The organism is Pseudomonas capeferrum (genome assembly GCF_013523055.1).
Taxonomy (GTDB): domain Bacteria; phylum Pseudomonadota; class Gammaproteobacteria; order Pseudomonadales; family Pseudomonadaceae; genus Aquipseudomonas; species Aquipseudomonas capeferrum_A.
The window spans coordinates 1-498 of record NZ_JAAMQM010000068.1; the positions used below are offsets into that span (position 1 = coordinate 1).

A 498-nucleotide genomic window follows, 5' to 3' on the forward strand; every position below is an offset into this window, starting at 1 on the left:
CACAGAACGGCACTTTTACTGTTACCGCACCCGATGGTCTGCAAACCCTGACCGTTGGTGGCATCAATGTGCTGAGCGGCGGTATTGCCAGTGGTTTCCCGCAAACGCTGATCACTGCACTGGGCAACACCCTGACCATCACTGGCTACAACGCCAGTACCGGTGTGGTCAGCTACAGCTACACCCTGACCGACAACGAAGCCCACCCGACGGCCAACGGTGCCAACAGCCTGAGCGAGAGCTTTGTTGTCTCGGCCACCGACACCGATGGCAGCACGGCCACCGACAACCTGGACGTCACTATCGTCGATGACCTGCCGACGGCTGCGAATGACGGCAACCTGGCAACGGCGACCGAGCAGCAGACCATGCTTACGGGGAACGTGCTGAGCAACGATACCCAGGGTGCCGACCGGATAGTGATCAGTCCCACCACCGGGCCGATCACCGCAGGTACCTTCACCGGCACCTATGGCACTCTGATGTTGGCAGCGGATG

1 protein-coding gene is annotated in these 498 nt (G+C 60.6%); it reads left to right on the top strand.

Translation table 11 applies throughout. The features are described 5' to 3' along the window. On the top strand, positions 1 to 498 hold a 498-nt coding region (locus G7009_RS27330; protein ID WP_181133380.1), incomplete at both ends, for a hypothetical protein.